The sequence below is a fragment of the Synechococcus sp. MU1651 genome (assembly GCF_023630635.1).
GTDB lineage: Bacteria > Cyanobacteriota > Cyanobacteriia > PCC-6307 > Cyanobiaceae > Parasynechococcus.
Window position 1 is genome coordinate 14,419 of the sequence record NZ_JAKUHJ010000004.1, and the last position, 17,775, is coordinate 32,193.

Here is a 17,775-nt window from a genome sequence, read left to right on the forward strand (position 1 = left end):
CCGTTGATCTGGGCTGCCTTTGAAATCAGGCCTCGTAAAGGCTGATGGAGAGACGCAGGGCCAGAACAGCGGCATGGGCAGCCACCACGAGGGCAATGAACACCTCAGGTGCAGACAGAACGGTTTCCATGGGAGCCATGCATCAAACGATCCCATTCTTCTCTGAGGGAAGGGCTGCAGGCCATCATTCGCAAAGGCCTGTCACACCAGCCCATGGATCCGGTTCTGATCGATGCCCCTGCTATCCGCGCCTTGGATCTACGGCCGCTGGAGATCTGGAGCACTCAGCCGCTGGATGCACTGCTGAGCCAGGGGCCAGTGCTCGAGCTTCGTTTCGATTGGCCCCGGGCGCAGGATGACCCACGCGAACTGCCGGAATGCCCCGAGCCTCGGCTCTGGGCCCTGCGGGCTGATGCGCGCTACCCCTGGCTGCCGCTGTTGCTTGAACGCGACCAGGGCAGCCTGATTCGCCATGTGGCCCTGGTGGTGCCCCACAGTTTCAGCCGCAGCGAAGGCCTACGTTTTGACCCGGAAGCCTTGGAGCTCTGGGTGACGCATCGATTGATGCTGTTGGACGACCTCTGCCAGCGAGAGCTCGGACGCCCGATGCGGGGCAACCTCTCCCAGATGGCCGCAGCCCTGGGCTACGAACTGGATGCAGGATTTTGGAACCTGTTGGGCTGACCAGTCAGCTCAGCCAAAGCTGCAGGGCCCGCCTGGAGCTGTCGATCGCCAGGATGATGGCGAGTCCCCGCAGACAGCGCACCAGCAGGGCCGCATCAAACTGATCGAGCCGGCTGGCCGTCCACTGCGCAGCGATCGCCGCCACCGCCCCCAGCAGCAGGCCCATCAGAGGAACTCCGCGTCCTTCATGCAGGAACTGGAGGGATGCTGCGCTGGCCGAGCAGAGCACCGCCACCGTGCTCAGCCGCACGGCCTGATGAATCGGCACAGACATCGGACCGCTCATCAGGGGCACCATCACAAGCCCCCCGCCCAGGCCCAACATCCCAGCGGTCCAGCCGGCGATGCAGCCCACACCCGCCAACTGCGGAGCGCTGCCGTCATCAACGTCATCATTGGTATCCGCCTCGGGCCGTTCGCGAACGCAGAACGCCAGCACGATGTACATCAGCGTCTGCATCGCCAGCAGAATCCAGCCCGCTGCGAAACCGGCCAAACCACCGAACAGCAGTGCCGAGCCAAAGGCCGCCAAGCCGATGGCGAGTCCAGGCCGGGTCGGCAGCCGGCCCTGGCGCAGATGGGTGATGGTGCCCGCCAAAGCCGTGGGCACAATGGCGAAACTGCTGGTGGCCAGGGCCTGATGGGGCGGGAGATCAAGCCAGAGCAGGAGCGGGGCAAAGATCAAGCCACCGCCGATCCCCAACAAGCCGGCCAAGCCCCCAGCCAGCAGGCCCAGGGCGATCAGGATCGGCACATCCCACCAGGGCACCATGGCGCGCGATCGATGCTTCCCTCCAGCATGCCCGCAACCGGGCGTTTGCTCCCCACCCAGCAAGCGGATGGACACACCCAGATGGCTTTGGATGCCTGGCTTCTGAAGCGCAGCAACGGTCCGGTTCTGCGTTTTTACCGCTGGGATGGGCCCTGGCTCTCGCTGGGACGCCATCAACGCCACTGGCCTGAGCACTGGAATGAGCTGGCCCGCCGCGGCCGCATCAGCCTGGTGCGACGCCCGAGCGGAGGTCGGGCCGTGCTTCATGCCGGCGGTCTCACCTATGCCTTGATCTGGCCAGATGCACCCCGGCGACGCCAGGAGGCTTACCGCCAGGCCTGCCAGTGGTTGATCGATGGCTTTCAGGATCTCGGGCTAGCGCTGCACTTCGGCTCGGACCCTGCTGGTGGCGAGGCCAACAACTGTTTCGCCTCGGCAACGGTGGCCGACCTGGTGGATCCATGCGGCGTCAAACGGGTCGGTAGCGCCCAGCGCTGGCAGAACGGTCGCCTGCTTCAACACGGTGAAATCCTGCTGGATCCCCCTGCTGAGCTCTGGGAGGAGGTGTTTGAGGAAGCGGCTCCAGCGGCGGCTCCAGCCCTGATCAACCGGCTGGAGCTGGATCAGCGACTGCGCCAGAGCCTGGTTCAATCCTGGAGCCATTGCCCGTGGCAGATGCAGCCTCTGAAGGCTGAGGAAGTTCAGGAGTTCGAGGTCGAGCTGGCGTCAGGCTCTACGCTCTGAGCCTGCATCGACTGCACCATCTGGGGAAGCATCGCCAAACCCAGGGGGTATCCATTGCGCTTGCGCGCCTCATCGAGGATCGCGGGGGGAAGGGTCACCCCGAGCCGCTTCAGCACCGCATCGCCCACATCCATGCGGTTGAGGGTGCCGGAGGGAAGGCCCGCAGCACTCATCACCAACAGGCGTCCCTGGGAGGCCGCCTCCAGGGCCGGCACCGCCTCCACCAGGGGAGCCGAACTGGCGATGGATGGCAGTTCAGTGAGGGGGCGCAGATGATCTTCGAGGCGCTGTTGGTCCCATTGCTGCACCGGCAGCAGTTTCAAGGGTTGATCGTTAATCCAACCCACCCAACGGCCGCTCTTGCAGACCAGCACCCAATCGGCAGGTCCCTCCGCCTCGCTGGCGGTCAGCCGCAGCTGACTGAGGCGCCGCAAGGTCTGATCCGCCTCCAGCACGCGGAAACGTTTGCCGGCCGCAGCCTCCACCTTCAACTCCCGCAGCACCGTCTGCAACTGCAGCATCTGGGTCTGACTGCGGTTGGCACTCATGCCGAACCAACCGATCAACATCAGCAGGACGCCGTTGAGCCCCCAGCCCTGCCAGAGCAGAACACCACCCAACAGAATCATCAGCATCGACAAAGCCCGTCCGGACGCCGATGCCACCTGAACGCCTTTCTGCTGACTACCGCTCAGCTTCCAAACCAAGGCCTTGAGGATCAGCCCGCCATCGAGGGGCAGCCCGGGCAAGAGATTGAACAAGCCGAGCATCAAGTTGAGCAAACCCACCTGGCTCAACAACTGTGTGGCCAAGGGCTGGTTGTCCGACAGCGCTGCAGCCCCCGCCAGCATCCCGAAGGCCAACACCAAACTTACGATCGGGCCAGCCGCCGCAATGCGCAGATTGCCCATGGCAGTGGGGCATTCCTTCTCCACCCGCGCGATGCCGCCCAGATGAAACAGGGTGATACTCAACACCTTCACCCCTTCCCGCAGGGCCATCAGGGCATGGCCCAATTCATGCAGCAGCACGGAGCTGAACAGCAACAAGGTCGTCAGCAATCCCAGCCCCCAACTCGCCGTTACCGAGGCCGTGGACGCGTAGCGGGACTGAAACAACGTGGTGAAGATCGCCACGGCAAACAACCAGCTGGGCTGAAGCCGCAGGGGAATTCCGCCAATCTTGAACACCTGCCAGCCCTCTCCCACCGCCAATCCCGTCGTGTGCCGCTGCTGCGGACTGTCATCCACGATCCTAGGGAGAGCAACCCATGCAGCCCTTGCGTGATCCCCGCCCCACTCCAAACCTCAAGATCTGTGGGATCACCGACCCCGAACAGGCTCAAGCCATCGCACAGATGGGGGTGCAGGCGATTGGCGTGATCGGCGTTCCCGCCACTCCACGCTTTGTGGAACCAGCCCAGCGCAGGGCCTTGTTCCAGCTGCTGGAACATCAGCACCCCCAGCTGCATCGCGTTTGGGTGGTGGCCGATCCCGACGATGCCGCTCTCGAGGAAGCGCTCAACGGTGCTGGGCAGCCCTCCGTGGTGCAGCTGCACGGCAGCGAGTCAGACGAACGCTGCCAACACCTGAAACAGCGCTACCCCAGGCAGCAGTGGTGGAAAGCGTTGCGGGTGCGTGAACCCGACGATCTCAAGCAGCTCGAGCAGTACGCGCCCCATGTGGACGCTCTGCTGCTCGATGCCTGGAGCGCCGATCAACTGGGCGGCACCGGGCACCGGATCCCCCTTGATTGGCTGGCCGAAACCGAGCTTTCGGTGCCGTGGTGGCTGGCAGGGGGAGTGAGTGCGGAGTGGGTTCCAGAACTGCTCAGTCGCGTCACTCCCCAGGGGCTCGATGCCTCCAGTCGGCTGGAGGAACGACCGGGATGGAAAAACCTCGACAAGGTGCAAGCCCTTGTCGAGGCTGTGAGGTCGAGACCGTGAAGTCGAGGAGTTGAAAGAGCGTTAAATCGCGGCTGATCAGGTGCTGAGCAGCGCTTCCTGCTGACGCACCAGCTCAAAGAACTCCTGCTTGAGGCTGGGGTCGTGGCGGAAATCGCCGCGCACAACGGAGTTCACCATGCTGGTTTGGGGCTCTTTCACCCCACGCCACTTCATGCAGTAGTGCTGCGCCTTGATGATGATGCCGAGACCCTGAGGCTCACAGAGCTTCTCGATTTCATCGGCAAGGATCATCACAGCCTCTTCCTGGATGTGAGGGCGGGAGAAGACCCAGTCAGCCACGCGGGTGAATTTGGAGAGACCGATCACCCGGGCACCAGGTTTGATCCCGATCCAGCAGTTGCCCATGATCGGCACCAGGTGGTGTGAACAGGCGGAACGAACCGTGATCGGGCCAACGGTGTAGATCTCATCCAGCTGTTTCACATTGGGGAAGCTGGCCACCTTGGGCTGCTGGTGGTAGCGCCCCTTGAAAACCTCCTGGAGGTACATCTTGGCGACGCGCTCCGCCGTCTCATGGGTGTTGTGGTCGTTATCGATATCGATCACCAGGCTGCGCAGCAGGTCGCGAACCTTGTCTGCAACTTCAACCTGAAGCTGATCCAGCTCACCCGGCTGGAGGTGATCAGCGATGTTGTCGTTCGCCAGGAAGGAAGCACCCGCTTCCCTCAGGCGCTCACGGATGCGCGCAGAAATCTGGGGATTCAAGCTGCCATTGCCGTTGCCGTTGGCGACGCCGTTGGAAACGAAAGGGACTGTGGAGGTCATGGTGTTCGTTCAGAAGGCGCCGGCGGCCGGCATAAGGGTGAGGTCTTCGATCAACTGGTTGCTGGGTTGCAACGCCAGATTCGCCAGTGTTTCTGCCGCCTGATCGACAGAGAGCATGGCACGACGATCGAAATCGCTTTGTACGGTTTCCGCGTCCCACAGTGGTGTGGCCACGGCCCCAAGAGTGAGGGTGCAGGCACGAATGCCATTGCTCCGTTCCTCTTCCGCCAGGCAGCGGGTGAAGCTGGCCAAGGCAGCTTTACTGACGCAATACGCTCCCCATTGAGGGAAGGCATTACGGGCGGCGTGGCTGCTGATGTTGATCACCAGTCCGCCGTTCTCACGCATAGCGGGAACAACAGCAGAACAAACCTGCATCACGCTGGTGACGTTCAGCTGTAGCAGCCATTGCCAACGCTCAATCGGCATGGCCAATAGATCGCCGGTGTAGGCCGCACCCGCGTTGTTGATCAACACGGAAGGGGTCTCACCCTGCTGCAACAAGCCAGCCATCGCAGCTGCGATGCCATCGGGTTGCGTCAGGTCGATGGCGGCAGAGGCCACAGAAACACCTTTGGTGCTGAGCTGAGCACTTAGCTGCTCCAGTTGATCAGCGCTGCGGGCGGTGAGCAGCAAATCCCATCCTTGATGAGCCAGAAGCTCAGCAGTTCGGCGACCTATGCCTCGGCTCGCACCTGTGATTAGAGCCGTTGGCAAAAACCGTTAGCAAACCGCGACACTTTAAGCGGCTTTGTCGACATCCTGTGACGTTTTTTCGAGGAACCGTCCCATGGCTCTGAATTTGGAGTAGCGGGCCTCGCGCAGTTGCTGTTCCGAAAGGCTCAGCAGTTGGTCGAGGTGACGCTCGATTGCCGCCCGCAGGTTTTCTCCGGCCTCCAATGGTGCCCAGTTGTTGCCGCCGGAGGGCTCCTCAAGCACCTCATCCACCACCCCAAGCTCCAGCAAGTCGCGGCCGGTGATCCTCAAGGCTGCCGCCGCATCAGGCGCTTTGGCCGCATCACGCCAGAGGATGGAGGCGCAGGCCTCAGGGCTGGCCACCGTGTAGACGCTGTGCTCGAACATCAGCAAGCGATCGGCCACCCCGATGCCCAAGGCACCGCCGGATCCACCTTCACCGATCACGGTGGCGATCACCGGAACACGCAAGCGGAACATCTCCCGCAGGTTGACGGCGATCGCTTCACCCTGGCCCTGCTCTTCAGCCTCAAGGCCGGCATAGGCCCCGGGGGTATCGATGAACGTGAGAATCGGCAAGCGGAAGCGATCGGCATGATCCATCAACCGCATGGCTTTGCGGTATCCACCCGGAGCGGCCATCCCGAAATTGCGCGCGACGTTCTCTTTGGTGTCGCGGCCTTTCTGATGGCCGATCAACATCACGGGTCGATCGCCCACCCGGCCGACACCGCCGATCAAGGCCTGATCGTCATTACCGCGACGATCGCCGTGCAGTTCAACCCAGTCGTCGCAGAACATCTGGATGAAATCCAGCGTGCTTGGACGCTGCGGATGACGGGCGACCTGAATTTTCTGAGCGGGAGTCAGCCCCTGAAAGATCTCCTGACGCCGACGGGCCGCGAGGCTTTCCAGTTGCTGCAGTTGCTGCGAAACGTCGACTTCCGAATCTCTGGCCAGCTGACGGATCTGCTCAATCTGCTGCTCCAGCTCGACGAGCGGTTTTTCGAACTCAAGCAGGGGGCGACGGGGCATGGCTCTGGCTCTTCGAAGGTCAGGCAGCAGTGGCCTGCAGGTTGGGTTGAAGGTTCAAGGTGCTGAACCCATGGCGCACCGATGCCGCACCGATGAAATCCATCTTCTCGAGGGTGATGTTGTTGCGCCCCCAACTGAAGTTGGTGTGGCAGCGCTCAAACTCGAGCAGCATGGCTTCGGCAAAGCAGGCAAACATCTGGCGCTGCGGCCGCTCCATCTCGGCGATAGCCATCATCGACCAGCCGATGTCACGGCAGAACTCAACGATTCCACCCTTGAGAACGTGGATGCCACCACCGGCAACCTTCGTATCTAGGTTCTTGGGGTAGCCCCCATCAATCATCAGACAGGGCTTCTTGAGGCTGTCTTGATCGATCTCAAGGGTGCGGGGCATGCTTGCCACCCAGACGACCACATCGGCCTCAGGCAGGGCCTCATCGAGCGACAAAATCCGGCCACCGCCCAGTTCCTGCTGAAGATCTAGCAGCGGTTGCTGCTGACGCGCCACCAGCAGGAGCTCACCAACTCCGGTGCGTGCCTGCAGCCAACGGCAGACGGCGGAGCCGATATCACCAGTGGCACCAACGACGGCCACCTTGGCTTTGCTGAGATCGATCCCGAGACTTGGAGCGTTGTTCTCCACCTGACGGCAGATCACCCAGGCCGTGTGGGTGTTTCCGGTGGTGAACCGCTGCCAATCCAGGGTGGTGCTCCGCACTGTCTGGTGCTGGAGCAGGTTGAAATTCTCGAAAATGATCGAGGTGAAGCCACCCAGGGCAGTGATGTTGATGCCCTTCTTCTGGGCGAGTTCCATGGCGTTGAGCACCTTGCGCCGGGCCGTCTTGAAGCGGCTCAGCATCTCGGGAACGAAGCAGGAGTCGATGTAGGCACCCTCGATGGTCGTGCCCACGGGACTGGTGACTTCCACGTGCTCAACGAGCTGCGGAGGTGCACTGCACCAAACATCCAGATCACCGTCGGCGATGTGATCGAACCCGAGTTCCATGGCCTTGCGGCGAGCAGCCTCAAAACTCGTTGAATGTCCGATCAGACCAAACATGTCTTACTTCTGACGTCTCAAAGAACACCTCGAACAACCATGGTCCCATGGCAACCGGTATCGACGGCAACGTGCCTGTCGATAAACCGGCGTTGGATCAAGACCTGAAACGGGTCAAACAGCAAGCGCTGCTGCGGCCATGCGGGCGATGTCTCGGGAGGTGAAGCCGATTTCACCCAAAGCTTCCTGGTAAGCGATCAGGAAGTCCTCGATCAGGTCTTCCTTCTCCATGTGAAGGACGGCCGCATCAGCAGCCACGTCTTCCAGCATCGAGCGGATGAGGGGCAGGTTGGCTTTGTTCGCCTCGAACAGTTCGTCCTTGCTGGCCTCGAAGTTGGCCTTCAGCCATTCCTGGCCGTAATTGAGGTGGGTGTATTCGTCCTTCACCACACCCTCAGTGATTTTGCGGGCGAAGGGATCGGCCACAGGGATATAGATGTGATAGGCCGAAATAGCGAATGCTTCGATCAGCAGAGCCTGAATCAGCAGGCAGGTGACCACCTTGCCCTCCTTGAGAGCGGCCTGAAAATTGCCGTGAAGGGGTTCGAAAAACTTCTTGGCGAAGGGAAGATCGGCTTCAACCCCGAGGTTGCGTCCGCAGGAGGTGAAGCCCTTCATGTGCTTCATTTCCATCCGCGCCAGACGTTTGAGCTCCTCGGCCTGTTCGGGGATCAGCGTGCCCAGGGAAATGTAGTTGTCGTGGGCTTCCTGTTCGCCCTCGATCACGATGGCGTTGATCCGGCTGTAGGCGTCTTTGTAGGCCTCGGTTGTGAAATCGGGAAGTGCGTCCTGGCCCTCCAGCACGGGTGCTTCAGGTGCATTGAGGGTCGTCATAGGACGCTGTCCACCACTTTCAGTTGGACTGACAATAACCAGTGCCCCAAGAGTTGGTGACACAGGCGTCCAAGGTTCAGGACTTGGGCGTGATGTTGGACGGTTGGGAGAGAAGACTTTGAGTGGGTGGCCAGTCACTGGCCAGAAGGGCTTGAAAACGCTCCTGCCAGTGGTTGATCAAGCGATCTTGCAGGCAACGTCCCAGATCAGCGGAGGCCTGGCGCGCATCACCGATCACTCCCGTCGCGCTGAGGTCGTCGGTGAGCCAAGCGCAGGGCGCCGCCCCTTCAAGACTCCAGCCCGCTGGAGGATCCTGCGCGGATCCCGGCGCTGGACGTCCATCCACCGGGCGGGCGGATCCAACCAGCTCTGGGGCCATCTGCAGCATCAAGCTGGTTTCGGCTTGGCCAGCATGAAGTCCATGGGCCAACTCCTGCTCAGGCAACAGATCCGCCAGCCCCTCCACGCCACTCCAGAGGAAGCAGGGCAGAACAGCCAACGACGGGCAGCGAGCGCGCAGCTGTCGGGCTGCCACCTGCAGCAAACCGATCTGGCCGCCATGGGCGTTGAACAGAACCAGGCGCTGCACCCCCATCGCCGCCAGCTGCGTGCCCACCTGGTCGACCAGATCCAGGAGCAGAGGAGCTGAAAGGCTGAGGGTGCCGGGAAAGTTCTGGTGCTCAGGCGAAAATCCGATGGCCTGACACGGCAGTCGCCAAATCGGCAGAGCTGGCTCAAGCCCGCGCAACACGGAATCGAGGATGCCCTCAGCAAAAACAGCGTCCGTCGAAAGCGGCAGTTGGGGGCCGTGTTGCTCACAGGCTCCGAACGGCCAGATCACCGTGGCACCCGGCTTGCTGGCAGCACAGCTGGCCTCGGGCCAGGTCAGCTGATCAAATCGCTTGCGGAGCTGGTCCATGGCGTTGCACAGGCACGGGGGTGCTGATCCCAACCCAGCCTGTCAAAATGAGCGATCGACAAGCCCAATGGTCCATGCCCGCAGCCGGCAGTCCGCAGCCCAACCGCCCCAAGGCACCCAAGCCGGCAGCGACGAAACCGCTGCAGGTGATGCAGATCAACCGCCGCGAAGAGCAGGAAAAGCTGGCTCGTGAAGCGGCTGAAGCACGGGCAGCAGCAGAGGCTGCGGCGGAAAAGGCACGCATCCTTGAGGAACGGGCGGGTCTCGCCACCCCGCCGCGACCTGTCCAGCAAGACTCCACCGCGTCTCCAGGCACGGATGACGACGCTCTGTTCGACATGGGCGGCATGGAAGGCATGACCATGGCCGACCTGATGGGCGCGCCGGATCAACAACCCAAGAAGGAGCAGCGCAATCAGCCGCGCAGCGTGGACGACTTCGATTTCGATGAAGAAGCCTTCCTCGCCGCCCTGGACGAGAACGCTCCGGTGGGCACCACCGGTGAGGTAATCAAGGGCACGGTGATCGGCATCGAAAGCGATGGCGTGTACGTGGATATCGGCGGCAAAGCCCCCGGCTACATGCCCAAGAGCGAGGCGGGCCTTGGCGTGGTGACCAACTTCCGGGAGCGCTTCCCCAAGGGCCTGGAGGTTGAAGTTCTGGTGACCCGTGAGCAGAACGCTGACGGGATGGTCACGATCAGCTGTCGCGCCCTTGAACTGCGCAAGAGCTGGGACCGGGTGAAGGAACTGGAGAAACAGGGGAAAGTGGTTCAAGTCATCGTCAATGGCTTCAACCGCGGCGGTGTCACCTGCGATCTCGAAGGGCTGCGCGGCTTCATTCCCCGCTCTCAACTCCAAAACGGTGAAAACCACCAGGAGCTCGTGGGCAAGACCCTGGGGGTGGCCTTCATCGAGGTGAATTCGGAGACGCGCAAGCTGGTGCTGTCCGAAAAACGAGCCGCCGTGGCCGAACGCTTCCAAGATCTGGAAGTGGGCCAATTGGTGGAAGGTCAGGTTGCTGCGGTGAAGCCCTACGGCCTGTTCATCGACCTTGGTGGCATCAGCGGACTGCTGCACCAATCAGCCATCACCAATGGCAGCCTGCGCTCGATCCGTGAGGTGTTCGACCAGGGCGACCGCGTTTCGGCCCTGATCACGGAACTGGACCCTGGCCGCGGACGGATCGGCCTCAACACAGCCCTGCTGGAGGGGCCTCCTGGAGAGCTGCTGATCGAAAAAGACAAAGTGATGGCTGAAGCCGCCGATCGCGCCAGCCGCGCCCAGAACACCCTGAAACAGCAGGAGCAATCGGCCGGATGAGCACTGCTGCCCTGACAGCCGCCGAAGACTGGGAACTCGACTTCTACTCCCGACCCATCCTTGAGGCCGATGGCCGCAAACGTTGGGAACTGCTGATCACCTCCACCCCCGCCGCAACCGGCGATGCAGAGCCATTTCGCTTCGCCAAGGTGTGCCCCTCTGGTGAGGTGAACTCGCTTTGGTTGAGCCAAGCCCTGGCTGAAGCCAAGCAGGCATCCGCAAGCGGGGGCTGGGGTTCGCCCGTGCGCCTGCGCTGCTGGCGCAGTTCGATGCGCACCATGGTGCAGCGCGCCGCAGCCGAACAAGACCTCGAGGTGATTCCCAGCCGCCGCACCTTCGCCCTGCTCGACTGGCTTCAGCAGCGCGAAAGGGAGGTGTATCCCGAGGAGGAGGGCTTCATGGCGGGCCCACTGGCACCACCGCCGGCGCCGGTTCCCACCCCTCCAGTGCCCCTGCCGGAGGAAGTTCAAGGAGACGCCTGGAGCTGGGCCGCCCTGCCGGCGAGCCTCCTGCTGGAGGCATCGGAATGGCCAATGAGTTTCAGCGGGCTGCTGCCGGTGCCCTATGGCATCGACCCCGAGGCCTCTGTGCCGGGTCTGCGCCTGTTCAGTCAGAGCCGCTCCCTCGCCATGGCGGGCTGGTTGGGGGGTCTGGAACCCGTGCGGATGATCGTTGAAGACCGCCAGCTGGTGCTGGAGGCTGGTCAGGATGACCGCTGGCTGGTGAGCGACTTGGAGCCGGGCGTCGCCGCTGAAATCTCCGAGGCCCTAGCCACTTCGCAGCAGCAGGTGCGCGGCCTTCAGTTCATCGCCATCCAGTCCAGCCCCGAAGAACAGACCTTCGGCGGCTTCTGGATGCTGCGGGACATCCCCATGGCCTGATTGCAGGGCTGATGAAAGACGGGCCGTTTGATCGACCAGACAGCCGCTTCAACACGTTGAAGGGCTGGACCTGGATCGGTTGTTACGGGGGCTATTACCTCCAGAGCGATCTTCTGCATGGGCAGGGGTTCGAACACGGCTTCTTCACCCGGCTCTGGCACGGCCGTGGTCCTGATGAACTGGCGGGGTACGTCAGCGCCGGCATCAGCGTCCACCGGCCCCAGCAGATCCATAGTGGGATCGTGCTGAATGCCAGCGACGCCCGTCAGGATCCCTGGCCTGAGGCCGATGGCCTGGTGAGTGATCGCGGGGGGCAGAGCCTCTGGGTGTGCGGTGCCGACTGCACCCCAGTTCTGCTGGCGGATCCCGGCACCGGGCATGCCGCAGCCTGTCATGCCGGTTGGCGTGGGGTGGCGGCTGGAATCCTTATCACGGCCCTGGACCGGTTGGTGGAGCGGGGGGCCCGGCGGGAGGATCTGGTGGTTGCCCTGGGCCCGGCCGTCAGCGGCCCCTGCTACCAGGTGGGCGATGAGGTGGTGAAGGCCGTCAGCGCCGCGGTCCCTAACAAGGCTTCCCTATCCGATGCAGGGGCCCTGCTGCCGGATGAGCAACCGGGGCGGCATCGCCTGGACATCCGAACCGCCGCCAGAGTGCAGCTCCAGGGCGCTGGAATCCCCAGCGAACGGATCGCCCACTGCCCGCTGTGCACCGTCAGTGAGCCCGAGCTGTTCCATTCCTGGCGACGGGATCAGGTGAAAGCCGTTCAGTGGAGCGGAATCGTGGCGCAAGCCCTGTCTGCAGCTGAAACTTAAACAGGCTTGGGCCTCAGGATCTGAATGGCCAAGGCTTCAGCAGCTCGAATGCCATCGATTCCGGCCGAGAGGATGCCGCCGGCATAGCCCGCCCCTTCACCCGCGGGCACCAGCCCCTTCACATTGAGCGATTCCAACGCTTCATCCCTGGGAATCCGCACGGGCGATGACGTGCGGGTTTCCACACCGGTGAGCACCGCATCGGGGTGGTCATACCCCTTCAGCTTGCGGGCAAAGGCCGGCAACGCCTCCCGCAAGGCCTCAACGATGGCAGCAGGGAGCAGGTCATCCAGATCGGCGGGATGCACACCCGGCTGATACGACGCGGCGATGCCACCCAGACGGGTGGAGGGACGAGCAGCCAGGAAATCCTCCAACCGCTGCGCCGGTGCGGCATAGCTGTTTCCCCCCAGCCTGAAGGCGCGCTCCTCCAGCTCCCGCTGCAGAGCAATCCCCGCCAACGGATCCCCTGGAAAGCGTTCAAACGGTGCCAGATCATCGGCGTCCAGAGCCACAACCAAACCGCTGTTGGCGTTGCGCTCGTTGCGGGAGTGCTGGCTCATGCCATTGGTCACCACCCGGCCTTCCTCCGAGGTGGCGCCCACCACAAATCCTCCGGGACACATGCAAAAGCTGTAGACGCAGCGGCCGTTCTCGGCATGGTGAACCAGCTTGTACTCGGCCGCCCCGAGACGAGGATGGCCCGCCGCCTCTCCCCAGCGGGCTGCGTCAATCAGATGCTGCGGATGCTCTATCCGCACGCCCACGGAAAACGGTTTGCGCTGCAGCTGCACACCGATCTGCTCCAGCATTTCGAAGCAGTCGCGCGCGGAATGACCGGGAGCCAGCACCAGATGGCGGCAGGGAATCTCCGTTCCATCGGCCAGCACCAAGCCATCGAGTTGATGCGGCTTCCCAGCGCTGCTGTCGCTGAGCTGAAGGCGTGTCACGCGACTGTTGAAACGCACCTCACCGCCGAGGGCTTCAATCCGTGCCCGCAGGCCACGCACCACGGTGGCGAGCTTGAAGGTGCCGATGTGGGGGCGGTGCAACGTGAGGATCTCCTCGCTGGCACCACAGGCCACCAGCTCCTCCAGCACCTTGCGGCCGTAGTGCTCGGGATCGCTCACCTGGCTGTAGAGCTTGCCGTCGGAGAAGGTGCCGGCTCCGCCCTCACCGAATTGGGCATTGGATTCCGGGTTGAAGGGGCTGGTGCCCCGCCAGAAGCCAAAGGTGTCAGCGGTGCGTTGCTTCACGGTCTGACCCCGTTCCAGCAACAGCGGTCGGAACCCCATCTGTGCCAACAGCAGAGCAGCGAAATAACCGCAGGGACCTGCCCCCACCACCACAGGCCGATCGGCCGCATCCAAGGGGAAGCCATCGGGGGCATGACCCACAGACCGGTAGCGGGTGTCTGGAGCCAGACGCACCCGGCCTTTGTTGCCGATGCGCCGTAACAGGGCGGCTTCACCCTTCACCTGCACATCCACGCTGTAAATCAGCTGAATCCGGTCGCGACGTCGCGCATCAACACTGCGCTTCACCAGGGTCTGACCCAGAAGACGATCCGGCGGAATCCTCAAACGCTTGAGCACCGCCTCCTGCAGCGCTTCCTCCCCATGGTCGAGGGGCAGCTTCAATTCACTCAGGCGCAGCATCTCGAGGTCGTATCCCCAGACCTCATTCGATCAGACCGGCCATGGCCTGGCCCGATGGTGCCAAGCCAGCACGAAAGCGGGAATCACTGGCCACCGCCTTCAGACGCAGACGCTCCCCGCGGCGACGCTGATCAAAGGCCTGGCAAATCGGAACGACCTCCTTCTGATAAGGGTCCAACCAACCCATCGCATCGATGCCCCCGTCAGCGGACAACGGCAAGGGTGCTGCATCGGCCAAGGCCAACAGCCGAGCTGCATCAAAGCCCGCCCCCGCGAGCAACGATGGAGCCTTGCCGGTGGACTGCTGGAAGTCCTTTTGAAACTCAGCCCAGGCCACCCCACGGGCTGGGTGCTGCAACCCAAGCTGTTGCCAGGGCACCGCGGGCGCGTCCTGCAGGCCTTCCGCCTCGGTGAGCCAAATCCAGTTCGGCGCCTGCGGTGCACCACCGCCAAAGCGCCCCTGCTGCTGCTCGGCCCGCAGCTCTCGGGAGAGGGGACCGTTCGGAGCATCAGCCACCACAACGGTGGGCACCCAAGACCAGGCCATATCGTCCTTGAACCGTTGGAGACGCCCGTTGTTGCTGGGATCCACCCGCTGGACGGGCTGTGCTTCGTAGCTCTCAACAATGCCGCCAGCGGCCTTGAACAGCTCCACAAAGGCCTTGGAGCTGGTGGACTCAAGGGCAGAAGGGTCTTCGACCACCATCGCCCGTCCCCAGCCGGCCTCCATCGCAGCCGCCACCATCGCCTTGAGATCCTCCTGGCGGGAAGGAACCAGCGGCCAGAGCCGTTCACGGCCTTCCAGCCCGCGCAGGGTGTCCAACGACTGTCCACGCTGATAGGGAAGCAGAACGGTGAGATCCCGCTCGTCAGCGAAGGCGGCAAAGGCCCGCAGATCCGCAGACGGGGGAGCCACCAGCAGCTTGAGCTCCGTCGAAGGCATCAGCTGCGGATCGGGCGCATCGCCGGAGTTGGTCCCATGCCAGGCAACCTGCGGGAAGGGCTCTCCGCAGGCCTCCACCGAAGCCTGGCCCAAACGAAAGCCCTGGAGGAAGTTGTGCCGCAATTCAGCATCGCGGTGCCCCATCGGCAGCAGCACCGCCAGCCTTGGGCGGCTGACGCCACTGGCCACGATCGACTGGCAGCCGATGAGCGTGGCTGCAACAACACACCACGACAGCCAAGGCCAACGTCGCCACTCAGGCTTCGACATGGGATCGGAGGGAAGCAACCCGATCCCCGCAAATTAGGGATAGGGGTCGGACTCGTCCGGTTTTGTCACAGAGGATTCAGGCCCACCCTCAGAGCCGCCACCCAACTGGGACAGCCAACCCGCCAACAGCAAACCAGCACCGATGCCGATGGCCAGGGTGCGGTTTTCAGCTGCGGCCCCCTGCCCCCAGGCCGCTGTGGCCAGAAAGGCACCCCCCAGCAGCAGACAGGGCACCAAGACAATGCCCCGGGCAATGCGGTTATCAGCCATCGCCCCCACAGCTGTTACTGGCCAAACCCGCGGCAATCAGGCCGGTGCTGAGGTCACGCTCAGCACCGATCGGGGTCACCCGGGCCATCAGCTGCCCCTCGCTGGAGCCGACCGGCCGCAGATTGACCTTGCGACGGCGCGGCAGTTCCTGACGCAGCCATGCGGTGGCCTCGGCCTCCTGGCTTGCATCAACGGCGGAACAGGCCAGGGCAACGGTGTAGGTGCGGTTGTGATCTCCCACCTGCAGCAGGGAACTGCTGCGCACCTGAAGCACCTCTGCGGCCTGCACCGGCACGGCCCAAAGCAGCAGCAGAACGCCGATTAAGACAAGACGAATCAAGAGGTCGGGGCGTTGAGAACCGGCATGGGAGCCGGAAGGCCCACCATTTCAGCATTGCTTTTGCCCGGGGGAACCATCGGATAGCAGTTCTCACCACGACGCACGTGGATGTCGATCAACATCGGGCCGGGGGCCTTGAGCGCCGCCTCGAGATCACGCTTCAACGAGTCCCGCTCGCGGATGTGCACGCCGTCCACACCGAAGGAGCGGGCGAGAGCCACGAAGTCCGGCATGCCATTAAGCATGTCGGAGGCGGAATAACGCTCCTCGTAGAAGCTCTCCTGCCACTGACGCACCATGCCCTGCCAGTGGTTGTTGACGATCACCACCTTCACCGGAAGGCCATAGGCCGCCAGGGTTCCCAACTCCTGAATGTTCATCAGGATGCTGGCGTCACCCGCGATGCACACCACCTGACGATCGGGGCACGCCACCTGGGCGCCCATGGCGGCCGGCATGCCAAAGCCCATGGTGCCAAGACCGGCACTGCTGATCCAGCCCCGGGGCCCATTGCGCAGGTACTGGGCCGCCCACATCTGGTGCTGGCCCACGTCCGTGGTGACGATGGCATTCGGTGCCAGCTCGCGAACGGCCAGCAGCACCTCCTGGGGGAAGAGGGGGCCTTCGGTGGGAGGCACGGTGAGGGGATAGGTCTGTTTCCACTCGGCGATGCGCGCCAACCAAGGGGTCGTGCAGGGTTTCACCTGCTGCTGCAGGCTCAGCTCCACCAGGCGCGCCACGCTCAGGCCCAGATCACCCAGCACCGCCACATCGGGGCGGCGGGTCTTGCCGATTTCGGCCGGGTCAATCTCAAAGTGGATCACCCGGGCCCGGGGGGCGAAGGTGTCGAGCTTTCCGGTCACCCGATCGTCAAAACGGGCGCCAACAGCAATCAGCAGATCGCATTCGGTGACGGCGAAGTTGGCATAGGCCGTGCCGTGCATGCCGAGCATGCCCACCGAGAGAGGGTCGTTTTCATCGAAGGCACCCTTCCCCATCAAGGTGGTGGTAACAGGGATCTGATAGCGCTCAGCGATCACCCGCAGGCTGTCGTGAGCACCAGCTGAGATCGCACCACCGCCCACGTAGAGCAGCGGACGCTCCGCCTCGGCGATCAGCTCAAGCGCCGACAGGATCGGTTCATCCCGGGGGGGCTGAGGCTTGCGGAAGCCTTTGGGAACAATTGATCCGGGCTCAACCGGCACGTAATCGAACATCTCCTGGCCAACATCCTTCGGGATGTCGATCAGCACGGGGCCCGGACGACCACTGGCTGCAATCAGGAAGGCCTGGGCAACGATGGAAGCGAGATCAGCCGGATCGCGCACCACCCAGGAATGTTTCACGATCGGCAGGGTGATGCCGAAGATGTCGGTCTCTTGGAATGCATCGGTGCCAATCGCCGGACGCGGCACCTGACCGGTGATCACCACCATGGGCACCGAGTCCATCTGGGCGGTGGCGATGCCGGTCACCAGGTTGGTGGCACCCGGCCCAGACGTGCCGAAGCAAACGCCCACCTTGCCGGTGGCACGCGCATAGGCATCGGCCGCGTGGGTGCCGGCCTGCTCATGCCGCACCAGGATGTGCTTCACCCAACCATCGCTCTCGGCGATGTGGAGTGCGTCGTAGATCGGGAGAATCGCGCCGCCGGGGTAGCCGAAAATCGTGTCAACGCCATGGCGCCGCAACGCATCCATCAGGGCTGTCGCCCCAGACATTCTCTGGCCACCGTGACCGGCCTGCTGCCCAGTGACGGCCGAAGACGCTGAGGTGAGAGTCACAGAGGCGACGGGTCAATGAC

General features: G+C 63.2%; 20 protein-coding genes. 6 read left to right on the plus strand and 14 right to left on the minus strand.

Annotated features, from left to right (window positions below):
• Positions 1-25: 25 nt before the first annotated feature.
• Positions 26-130: a photosystem I reaction center subunit XII gene (gene psaM, locus NCN05_RS05020; protein WP_025362433.1), complete on the minus strand. Its 105-nt coding sequence runs from the start codon at positions 128-130 to the stop codon at positions 26-28.
• Between the two features lie 83 nt (positions 131-213).
• Here psaM and NCN05_RS05025 point away from each other — a divergent pair, with 83 nt between their 5' ends.
• Positions 214-684, plus strand: coding sequence for a CRR6 family NdhI maturation factor (locus NCN05_RS05025; protein ID WP_186514907.1), 471 nt, complete (start codon positions 214-216; stop codon positions 682-684).
• Between the two features lie 4 nt (positions 685-688).
• On the opposite strand, the gene NCN05_RS05030 is transcribed toward NCN05_RS05025, so the two are convergent.
• Positions 689-1,456: a sulfite exporter TauE/SafE family protein gene (locus tag NCN05_RS05030; protein WP_250397254.1), complete on the minus strand. Its 768-nt coding sequence runs from the start codon at positions 1,454-1,456 to the stop codon at positions 689-691.
• A gap of 27 nt (positions 1,457-1,483) precedes the next feature.
• Here NCN05_RS05030 and NCN05_RS05035 point away from each other — a divergent pair, with 27 nt between their 5' ends.
• Positions 1,484-2,200, plus strand: a complete 717-nt coding sequence (locus tag NCN05_RS05035) for a lipoate--protein ligase family protein (protein WP_250397255.1) — start codon at positions 1,484-1,486, stop codon at positions 2,198-2,200.
• Here the strand turns inward: NCN05_RS05035 and NCN05_RS05040 are convergent.
• Entirely contained in the window at positions 2,158-3,408 is a 1,251-nt protein-coding gene (locus tag NCN05_RS05040) for a site-2 protease family protein (RefSeq protein ID WP_250397371.1), read from the minus strand. The genes NCN05_RS05035 and NCN05_RS05040 overlap by 43 nt on opposite strands.
• 62 nt (positions 3,409-3,470) lie before the next feature.
• Between NCN05_RS05040 and NCN05_RS05045 the strand changes: the two genes are divergently transcribed.
• Positions 3,471-4,145 (plus strand): phosphoribosylanthranilate isomerase, encoded by a 675-nt coding sequence (locus NCN05_RS05045; RefSeq protein ID WP_250397256.1) that lies wholly within the window; start codon positions 3,471-3,473, stop codon positions 4,143-4,145.
• A 36-nt stretch (positions 4,146-4,181) separates the two neighbouring features.
• Here NCN05_RS05045 and folE read toward each other — a convergent pair whose 3' ends face one another.
• From folE to NCN05_RS05075, 6 genes are all read right to left on the minus strand, one after another.
• Entirely contained in the window at positions 4,182-4,931 is a 750-nt protein-coding gene (gene folE, locus NCN05_RS05050) for a GTP cyclohydrolase I (RefSeq protein WP_011363732.1), read from the minus strand.
• Positions 4,932-4,940: 9 nt separating this feature from the next.
• Complete coding sequence (locus tag NCN05_RS05055; protein ID WP_250397257.1) at positions 4,941-5,648, minus strand: SDR family oxidoreductase; 708 nt, start codon at positions 5,646-5,648, stop codon at positions 4,941-4,943.
• Between the two features lie 24 nt (positions 5,649-5,672).
• Positions 5,673-6,662: an acetyl-CoA carboxylase carboxyltransferase subunit alpha gene (locus tag NCN05_RS05060; protein ID WP_114988525.1), complete on the minus strand. Its 990-nt coding sequence runs from the start codon at positions 6,660-6,662 to the stop codon at positions 5,673-5,675.
• 19 nt (positions 6,663-6,681) lie between these two features.
• Positions 6,682-7,722 (minus strand): long-chain acyl-[acyl-carrier-protein] reductase, encoded by a 1,041-nt coding sequence (locus NCN05_RS05065; protein WP_006850195.1) that lies wholly within the window; start codon positions 7,720-7,722, stop codon positions 6,682-6,684.
• A 114-nt stretch (positions 7,723-7,836) separates the two neighbouring features.
• Positions 7,837-8,556: an aldehyde oxygenase (deformylating) gene (locus tag NCN05_RS05070; RefSeq protein ID WP_114988527.1), complete on the minus strand. Its 720-nt coding sequence runs from the start codon at positions 8,554-8,556 to the stop codon at positions 7,837-7,839.
• 76 nt (positions 8,557-8,632) lie between these two features.
• A complete protein-coding gene (locus tag NCN05_RS05075) occupies positions 8,633-9,475 on the minus strand; it encodes a creatininase family protein (protein ID WP_250397258.1) in 843 nt (280 codons plus the stop codon).
• Positions 9,476-9,549: 74 nt separating this feature from the next.
• Here NCN05_RS05075 and NCN05_RS05080 point away from each other — a divergent pair, with 74 nt between their 5' ends.
• From NCN05_RS05080 to pgeF, 3 genes are read left to right on the plus strand one after another with little or no spacing between them, the layout of a single operon-like run.
• On the plus strand, positions 9,550-10,797 hold the full coding sequence (locus tag NCN05_RS05080; RefSeq protein ID WP_250397259.1) for a S1 RNA-binding domain-containing protein: 1,248 nt from the start codon (positions 9,550-9,552) through the stop codon (positions 10,795-10,797).
• Positions 10,794-11,678 (plus strand): Tab2/Atab2 family RNA-binding protein, encoded by an 885-nt coding sequence (locus NCN05_RS05085; protein ID WP_250397260.1) that lies wholly within the window; start codon positions 10,794-10,796, stop codon positions 11,676-11,678. The genes NCN05_RS05080 and NCN05_RS05085 overlap by 4 nt, the downstream gene beginning before the upstream one ends.
• An 11-nt stretch (positions 11,679-11,689) precedes the next feature.
• Entirely contained in the window at positions 11,690-12,490 is an 801-nt protein-coding gene (gene pgeF, locus NCN05_RS05090) for a peptidoglycan editing factor PgeF (protein WP_250397261.1), read from the plus strand.
• On the opposite strand, the gene NCN05_RS05095 is transcribed toward pgeF, so the two are convergent.
• The 5 genes from NCN05_RS05095 to ilvB are packed head-to-tail and all read right to left on the minus strand — an operon-like array spanning position 12,487 to position 17,755.
• Complete coding sequence (locus NCN05_RS05095) at positions 12,487-14,148, minus strand: NAD(P)/FAD-dependent oxidoreductase (RefSeq protein WP_250397262.1); 1,662 nt, start codon at positions 14,146-14,148, stop codon at positions 12,487-12,489. The two genes, pgeF and NCN05_RS05095, sit on opposite strands and share 4 nt — an antisense overlap.
• A gap of 22 nt (positions 14,149-14,170) precedes the next feature.
• Positions 14,171-15,361, minus strand: a complete 1,191-nt coding sequence (locus NCN05_RS05100; protein ID WP_250397263.1) for an amino acid ABC transporter substrate-binding protein — start codon at positions 15,359-15,361, stop codon at positions 14,171-14,173.
• 33 nt (positions 15,362-15,394) lie between these two features.
• Complete coding sequence (locus NCN05_RS05105; RefSeq protein WP_250397264.1) at positions 15,395-15,631, minus strand: GIVxVP protein; 237 nt, start codon at positions 15,629-15,631, stop codon at positions 15,395-15,397.
• On the minus strand, positions 15,624-15,971 hold the full coding sequence (locus NCN05_RS05110; protein ID WP_115008683.1) for a nuclease: 348 nt from the start codon (positions 15,969-15,971) through the stop codon (positions 15,624-15,626). The genes NCN05_RS05105 and NCN05_RS05110 overlap by 8 nt, the downstream gene beginning before the upstream one ends.
• Positions 15,968-17,755 (minus strand): biosynthetic-type acetolactate synthase large subunit, encoded by a 1,788-nt coding sequence (gene ilvB / locus NCN05_RS05115; protein ID WP_250397265.1) that lies wholly within the window; start codon positions 17,753-17,755, stop codon positions 15,968-15,970. The genes NCN05_RS05110 and ilvB overlap by 4 nt, the downstream gene beginning before the upstream one ends.
• Positions 17,756-17,775: the final 20 nt, after the last annotated feature.

Coding starts and splice junctions, on each gene's coding strand:
- folE (WP_011363732.1), bottom strand. CDS start 4,931: ATGACCTCCACAGTCCCTTTCGTTTCCAACGGCGTCGCCAACGGCAAC.
- pgeF (WP_250397261.1), top strand. CDS start 11,690: ATGAAAGACGGGCCGTTTGATCGACCAGACAGCCGCTTCAACACGTTG.
- NCN05_RS05065 (WP_006850195.1), bottom strand. CDS start 7,722: ATGTTTGGTCTGATCGGACATTCAACGAGTTTTGAGGCTGCTCGCCGC.
- NCN05_RS05100 (WP_250397263.1), bottom strand. CDS start 15,361: ATGTCGAAGCCTGAGTGGCGACGTTGGCCTTGGCTGTCGTGGTGTGTT.
- NCN05_RS05105 (WP_250397264.1), bottom strand. CDS start 15,631: ATGGCTGATAACCGCATTGCCCGGGGCATTGTCTTGGTGCCCTGTCTG.
- NCN05_RS05095 (WP_250397262.1), bottom strand. CDS start 14,148: ATGCTGCGCCTGAGTGAATTGAAGCTGCCCCTCGACCATGGGGAGGAA.
- NCN05_RS05045 (WP_250397256.1), top strand. CDS start 3,471: ATGCAGCCCTTGCGTGATCCCCGCCCCACTCCAAACCTCAAGATCTGT.
- NCN05_RS05025 (WP_186514907.1), top strand. CDS start 214: ATGGATCCGGTTCTGATCGATGCCCCTGCTATCCGCGCCTTGGATCTA.
- NCN05_RS05030 (WP_250397254.1), bottom strand. CDS start 1,456: ATGGTGCCCTGGTGGGATGTGCCGATCCTGATCGCCCTGGGCCTGCTG.
- NCN05_RS05080 (WP_250397259.1), top strand. CDS start 9,550: ATGCCCGCAGCCGGCAGTCCGCAGCCCAACCGCCCCAAGGCACCCAAG.
- NCN05_RS05035 (WP_250397255.1), top strand. CDS start 1,484: ATGCCCGCAACCGGGCGTTTGCTCCCCACCCAGCAAGCGGATGGACAC.
- psaM (WP_025362433.1), bottom strand. CDS start 130: ATGGAAACCGTTCTGTCTGCACCTGAGGTGTTCATTGCCCTCGTGGTG.
- NCN05_RS05085 (WP_250397260.1), top strand. CDS start 10,794: ATGAGCACTGCTGCCCTGACAGCCGCCGAAGACTGGGAACTCGACTTC.
- NCN05_RS05070 (WP_114988527.1), bottom strand. CDS start 8,556: ATGACGACCCTCAATGCACCTGAAGCACCCGTGCTGGAGGGCCAGGAC.
- NCN05_RS05060 (WP_114988525.1), bottom strand. CDS start 6,662: ATGCCCCGTCGCCCCCTGCTTGAGTTCGAAAAACCGCTCGTCGAGCTG.
- NCN05_RS05075 (WP_250397258.1), bottom strand. CDS start 9,475: ATGGACCAGCTCCGCAAGCGATTTGATCAGCTGACCTGGCCCGAGGCC.